Raw genomic sequence first — 5,272 nt, 5'->3', positions numbered from 1 at the left:
GTGCGCACAATGGAGCGCGGCCCAAGCGAAAACCCAGCCGAGGCATTGTCAGGTTCATTCGTGAGTTCGGCCATCAGCACAAATGGCACGCCGCCGATGGTTATGTCGTCACCCAAAGACAGCCCAAGGCGTTCGATCAGCATCGGGTCGAGCACCGCCCCTGCGACACCGCCCTGCCCGTCAAGTGCTTGGGACAGCGGCATATCAGGCGTTAAGCTGACAGAACCAATCAAAGGATAGGCGTCATCGACCGATTTAACTTGGGTCAGCGCACGTTCGTCATCGCGCGTGACCATGGACCGGAAATCTGTGACCTCAGACAGGGCCAAACTGTTGTCTTGCAACCACGCATGTTCTGCCTCAGATGCAAAGCGATAGGTGAACTCAAGTTCTGCATCGCCCCCCAACAGGGCCGCCCCTTCGCGGTCAAGCCCCGCCGAAATACTTTCGCGCACAGACGTGACCGCCGCAATGGCCGCAACGCCCAGCGCCAAACAGGCCACAAGCACCCGAAATCCACGCAGTCCCCCACGCAATTCGCGTCGGGCTATTTTCCAAGCTAAGGACACATTCATTCGGCGGCCTCAGGCGTCGCAAGATCAAGTGCGCCGTCGCGCAGGCGAATAACACGGTCACAGCGCGCCGCCAGTTCTGGCGCGTGGGTGACCAAAATCATCGTCGCCCCGTGACGATCCCGCAGCCCCATCAGCAAATCCATAATCGCCTCACCCGTGGTGCCGTCCAAATTACCAGTGGGTTCATCCGCAAGGAAAATATCAGGGCGGGGCGCGGCGGCGCGCGCCAAGGCCACGCGTTGCTGTTCCCCGCCAGACATTTGCGACGGGAAATGATCGCAGCGCGCCCCAAGGCCCACCGCCTCTAATTCTTCGCGCGCACGTTCAAACGCATCCGCATGTCCTGCAAGTTCCAAAGGGGTTGCGACGTTTTCCAGCGCTGTCATAGTCGGAATGAGGTGGAAAGATTGAAACACAACACCCATATGATCTCTACGAAAGCGCGCGAGCGCATCTTCATTCATATCCGTCAGGTTGCGCCCCAGCACCGACACGACACCCTTGGTGGCCTGTTCTAATCCACCAAGCAACATCAGGAGCGACGATTTGCCAGATCCAGACGGCCCGATGAGACCCACCGTTTCCCCCCGCGCCACGTCCAACGTGATGCCCCGCAAAATATCAACCCGCCCCGCATTGCCGTCCAAGGACAAACCTATGTCGTTTAAAGAAATAACAGTCTCGGTCATGGGGCGTTTCCTAAATGGTTTCTCACATCGATATGGGGTTTTGGCGGCAGGCGGCAAGGTGTTATCGGCGGTTTTAATGTATGCGACCTTAGTGGGCGCCAACGCAGGCGCGTTTGCAGGCGAAAAAATCACCATCGCAGCGCTTGGTGACAGCCTGACACAGGGCTATGGCTTGGTGCAAAATGAAGGGTTTACCGCGCAGCTACAGAGCTTTTTGACCGCGGCCGAACAAGACGTAGAGATCTTGAATGCAGGCGTCTCAGGCGACACCACGGCGGGCGGGTTGGCCCGTGTCGATTGGACTTTGACGCCCGACGTGGACGCGATGATCGTCACGCTGGGGGGCAACGACATCTTACGCGGTATCGCGCCTGCGCAAGTGCGCGCCAATCTTGACGGTATTTTGGCCAAAGCCGCCAGCAAAGACATTCCCGTTTTGCTGATCGGTATGGAGGTGCCTGCAAACTATGGGCTGGCGTACCAAGCCGATTTCGCTGCGATCTACCCTGATTTGGCTGCCGAATATGACACGCTCTATGTGGAAAGCTTCATGCGCCCCCTGCTGGAATTGGGCACCCTGCCCGAGGTGTTGGCCACTTATTTCCAGCGTGATGGCATCCATCCCAACGCCAAAGGCGTCGCCATCGTCGTGCAAGCGCTTGGGCCGAAAGTGATCGAGCTGGCAGAGCAAGTCCGCGCACAGATGACGCACTAACGTGCTGCGTTTGACGGTTAATCTTCGCGGGGGTGATCGTCGTAATCCTTGGTCAAAATGCGTTCCGCGTCGCCTTGCGGATCGTCAAACTGACGCGACTTAATCGACCAAAAGAAGGCCCAAAGACCAAGCCCACCCAAAAGCAGTGAAATGGGAATTAAAAAGACCAGAACGTTCATTTTAAGCCTCGCAATCGCAGCGCATTCAACGACACCGTAATCGAGGAGGTCGACATTGCCAACGCGGCCGCCAGCGGTGTTGCAAAGCCTGCCAAAGCAATCGGGATCGCGATCATGTTGTAGCCTGCGGCAATGGCAAAGTTTTCTTTGATCCGGCGTGTGGCAGACACGGCAACCTTGGTGGCCTCGCCGATGGGTGCCAAAGAAGTGCCAAGCAACACGATGTCGGACACAACGCGCGTCGCCTCAAGCGCCGATGCAGGCGAAATCGACACATGCGCCGCTGCCAAAGCTGCGGTGTCGTTCAAGCCGTCCCCGACCATCAACACCTTGCGCCCGCTGCGCGACAGTTCTCCGACCCGCAGGGCTTTGCCCATGGGCAAACATTCGGCCTCCCATGCATCTATGCCAACCCGCGCCGCAATATCGGCCACAGCGGCAGGCGCATCACCGGACAGCAAAACAACATCTTTGCCTTGCGCTTTAAGCGCCGCAATGGCCGCTTCAGCGCCATCACGCAGTTGATCCACAAAGGTGAACGCAATCGCGGGCGCATCGCCAATTTGCAAATATGTCGCCGTTTGCGCCAAGGTTTCACATCCCACCCAAGCCGCGCGGCCAAGGCGCACCTGCTGCCCGTTCCAGCGCGCTTCAATCCCCCGTCCAGGAAACTCGCGCACATTGGAAATGTCAGCGGCCTCGCACCCCGATGCGGTTGCGCATTCGAGCAAAGCGGCCGACAAAGGATGCGCCGATCCTGCCGCCATGGCCATCACAACGCTGCGCGCCTCAGACGGAATATCGGCCCAGTTGGACGGCGCGGGCCGCCCTTCGGTCAGCGTGCCTGTCTTGTCGAAAACGACGGTATCCACCTCGGCCAGACGCTCCAAAGCCGTTGCGGATTTGATCAACATGCCTGCGCGAAACAGACGCCCAGACGCGGCGGTGGTCACCGCAGGCACGGCCAAGCCCAGCGCACAGGGACAGGTGATGATCAACACAGCAACCGCAATGTTTAGTGCGTGGCGAATGTCACCGGTCGCAAAGGCCCAAGCCAGAAAGGCCACCAACGCCAGCAAATGCACCACGGGCGCATAGACCTGTGCTGCGCGGTCCGCCAAAGAGGTGTAGCGATTGCGCGATGTTTCCGCCATGGCGACCAAATCCGCCAAACGGTGCAAGGAACTGTCTTCGCCAGCAGCCGTGACACGCACCAAAAGCGGGCCTGTCAAATTGACCTCGCCTGCGCTCAAGACAGTGCCAATGGTGGCAGGTGCGGGCAAGGTTTCGCCCGTCAACACCGACCGATCCAGCTCTGATGCGCCTTGCGTTATGACGCCATCCACGGGCACCCGCGCACCGGGCACGACGCGCACGATATCGCCTTTGACCAAGTCCCCGATCGGCACGACCTGACCGTCTTCGCGGGTGGCGCGGGGCACTTCAAGTGCGGCCAGTTCTTCGGCGGCAGAACGCGCGACCGAGCGCGTGCGGTAATCCAAATAGCGGCCAGCGAGCAAAAAGAATGTCAAAGACAACGCCGCATCGAAATAGGCATGCGCGCCCGACTGAAAGGTCTCAAAAATGGACATGCCTGCCGCTAGCAAAATCGCTAAGGATATCGGCACATCCATGTTCAACCGCTTGGCACGCAAGGCCGTCCAAGCAGAGGCAAAAAATGGCTGGGCCGAAAAGGCAATGGCCGGCACAGCAATCACCGCAGACACCATGTGAAACAGATCGCGCGTGGCTGAAGACGCCCCCGACCAAACCGCGACAGACAGAAGCATCACGTTCATCATCGCAAAGCCTGCCACGGCCAAACGCGTCAAAATCTTGCGCCCCATCAGGTCCGTTTGCGTCGCAGCCAAGGCGCCCGCATCCAGCTCATAGGCTTCATAGCCTGCCTGCGTGAGTTCCGCGATCAATGCCTGCGCATCGGTGTCTTCATCGGTTTCCACAAGCGCACGTTTGAGCGTCAGATTGACCCGTGCGGCGCGCACACCAGGGTGGCCGTTCAGAGTGCGTTCAACGCCAGAAATACAGGCAGCACAATGAATGGCGGGCAACGACAGCGTGACTTTTACGTCTTGCACATCGCGCGCATGGGCTGCGTCTTGTGCGGCGGGGGCCGCAAGACATGCAGGGCAAGCCGACATTTGAACCTCTGACATCGCCGCAGCCTTTCTAGCGTTTCACATGGATGATGACGCGTTGTTTAAACGGCGTGCCATCCAGCGCGGTTGCCACCATGCGGTAGTTCCAGTTGCCTGCTTCCAACGCGCCTGTTTCGGCAACATAGGACATGCCGTCAAAGGCAAAGGTGGGCGCTTGATCTTGGGTCACATTGGTGGCGCGCCCCAAGGTGCCTGTGATGGATTTCACCTGCACAGGCAACCCATCTTTGTCGGTGATCGTGACATAAAGCTTTCCGTCCTTATCAGTCGCATCAATCGTCCAGCCCAGCGCCTCTTGCGCGGCCTTATCGGCATTGAACGATTGCGAGGCCACATATGAGTTCTTCACCTCAAGCCCCGGAAAGGTCGAAATAGCGCTGTAGGCCATAAAGACGTTGACCGCGATGATGACGCTAAAGGCCGATACCGTCCCAATCAAAACGTGTTTTCCAGTGATTTCGCGTGTCATATTAGTCGCCCTTTCCGTTGAACACGGTCGCTGTAGAGGCGCGTTCGTCGTTGGTTGTATCCGTGACCCAAAGTGTAAACGGGGTTCTGTCAGAGATCGCAGGCGCGGACTTTGGCGGTGCGACGATATAGACGCGCTGCAATTTGGTGCCATCCGCAGGGACCAGCACGGTTTGATCCGCACCCCCTTCGATTTCGACCCGCAACACATCGTTGCCCGTGACGGACATCTGGAAGGGGCGATCTTCGCCATGTTTGTTGCGCAAACGCACGTCATAGATGTTGCGAATAGAGCCGTCAGACAGCGTCACAAAGGTCGGATTGCGCACAGGGGCGACGGTCATATCGATGTCGGACTGCATGAATAAGGCGAAGACCAAGGCGAAGCCAATGCCAGACCAAAGTGCTGTGTACATCATCGTGCGCGGGCGCAAGATGTGCTTCCAAATCGGCTTCGGCGCATGCCCTG

The 5,272-nt window shown here is 58.5% G+C and carries 6 protein-coding genes and 1 pseudogene; 1 reads left to right on the top strand and 6 read right to left on the bottom strand.

Annotated features, from left to right (window positions below; all coding sequences use genetic code 11):
- Both ABF287_RS03165 and ABF287_RS03160 read right to left on the bottom strand, forming a co-directional pair.
- Window positions 1–575, bottom strand: a pseudogene (locus ABF287_RS03165) (drug:proton antiporter); the annotation flags it as partial.
- A complete protein-coding gene (locus tag ABF287_RS03160; protein ID WP_347183580.1) occupies window positions 572–1,264 on the bottom strand; it encodes an ATP-binding cassette domain-containing protein in 693 nt (230 codons plus the stop codon). The gene ABF287_RS03160 and the pseudogene ABF287_RS03165, both read right to left, overlap by 4 nt.
- Here ABF287_RS03160 and ABF287_RS03155 point away from each other — a divergent pair.
- Window positions 1,233–1,979, top strand: a complete 747-nt coding sequence (locus ABF287_RS03155; protein ID WP_347183579.1) for an arylesterase — start codon at window positions 1,233–1,235, stop codon at window positions 1,977–1,979. The two genes, ABF287_RS03160 and ABF287_RS03155, sit on opposite strands and share 32 nt — an antisense overlap.
- Before the next feature lie 17 nt (window positions 1,980–1,996).
- Here ABF287_RS03155 and ccoS read toward each other — a convergent pair whose 3' ends face one another.
- From ccoS to ABF287_RS03135, 4 genes are all read right to left on the bottom strand, one after another.
- Entirely contained in the window at window positions 1,997–2,158 is a 162-nt protein-coding gene (gene ccoS, locus ABF287_RS03150) for a cbb3-type cytochrome oxidase assembly protein CcoS (protein WP_347183578.1), read from the bottom strand.
- Window positions 2,155–4,332 (bottom strand): heavy metal translocating P-type ATPase, encoded by a 2,178-nt coding sequence (locus tag ABF287_RS03145; protein ID WP_347183577.1) that lies wholly within the window; start codon window positions 4,330–4,332, stop codon window positions 2,155–2,157. The genes ccoS and ABF287_RS03145 overlap by 4 nt, the downstream gene beginning before the upstream one ends.
- A 13-nt stretch (window positions 4,333–4,345) precedes the next feature.
- Entirely contained in the window at window positions 4,346–4,804 is a 459-nt protein-coding gene (locus ABF287_RS03140; RefSeq protein WP_347183576.1) for a FixH family protein, read from the bottom strand.
- Window position 4,805: 1 nt separating this feature from the next.
- On the bottom strand, window positions 4,806–5,272 hold a 467-nt coding region (locus tag ABF287_RS03135), incomplete at its 5' end, for a FixG Ig-like domain-containing protein (RefSeq protein ID WP_347183575.1).

Origin of the sequence: Pacificibacter sp. (assembly GCF_039769035.1) — a bacterium.
Classification (GTDB): Bacteria; Pseudomonadota; Alphaproteobacteria; order Rhodobacterales; family Rhodobacteraceae; genus Celeribacter.
This window is presented reverse-complemented; position numbering and strand designations above follow the sequence as displayed.

What these genes read in the sequence shown, in the direction of transcription:
- ABF287_RS03145 (WP_347183577.1), bottom strand. Translation starts at nt 4,332, where the DNA reads ATGTCAGAGGTTCAAATGTCGGCTTGCCCTGCATGTCTTGCGGCCCCC.
- ccoS (WP_347183578.1), bottom strand. Translation starts at nt 2,158, where the DNA reads ATGAACGTTCTGGTCTTTTTAATTCCCATTTCACTGCTTTTGGGTGGG.
- ABF287_RS03160 (WP_347183580.1), bottom strand. Translation starts at nt 1,264, where the DNA reads ATGACCGAGACTGTTATTTCTTTAAACGACATAGGTTTGTCCTTGGAC.
- ABF287_RS03155 (WP_347183579.1), top strand. Translation starts at nt 1,233, where the DNA reads ATGTCGTTTAAAGAAATAACAGTCTCGGTCATGGGGCGTTTCCTAAAT.
- ABF287_RS03140 (WP_347183576.1), bottom strand. Translation starts at nt 4,804, where the DNA reads ATGACACGCGAAATCACTGGAAAACACGTTTTGATTGGGACGGTATCG.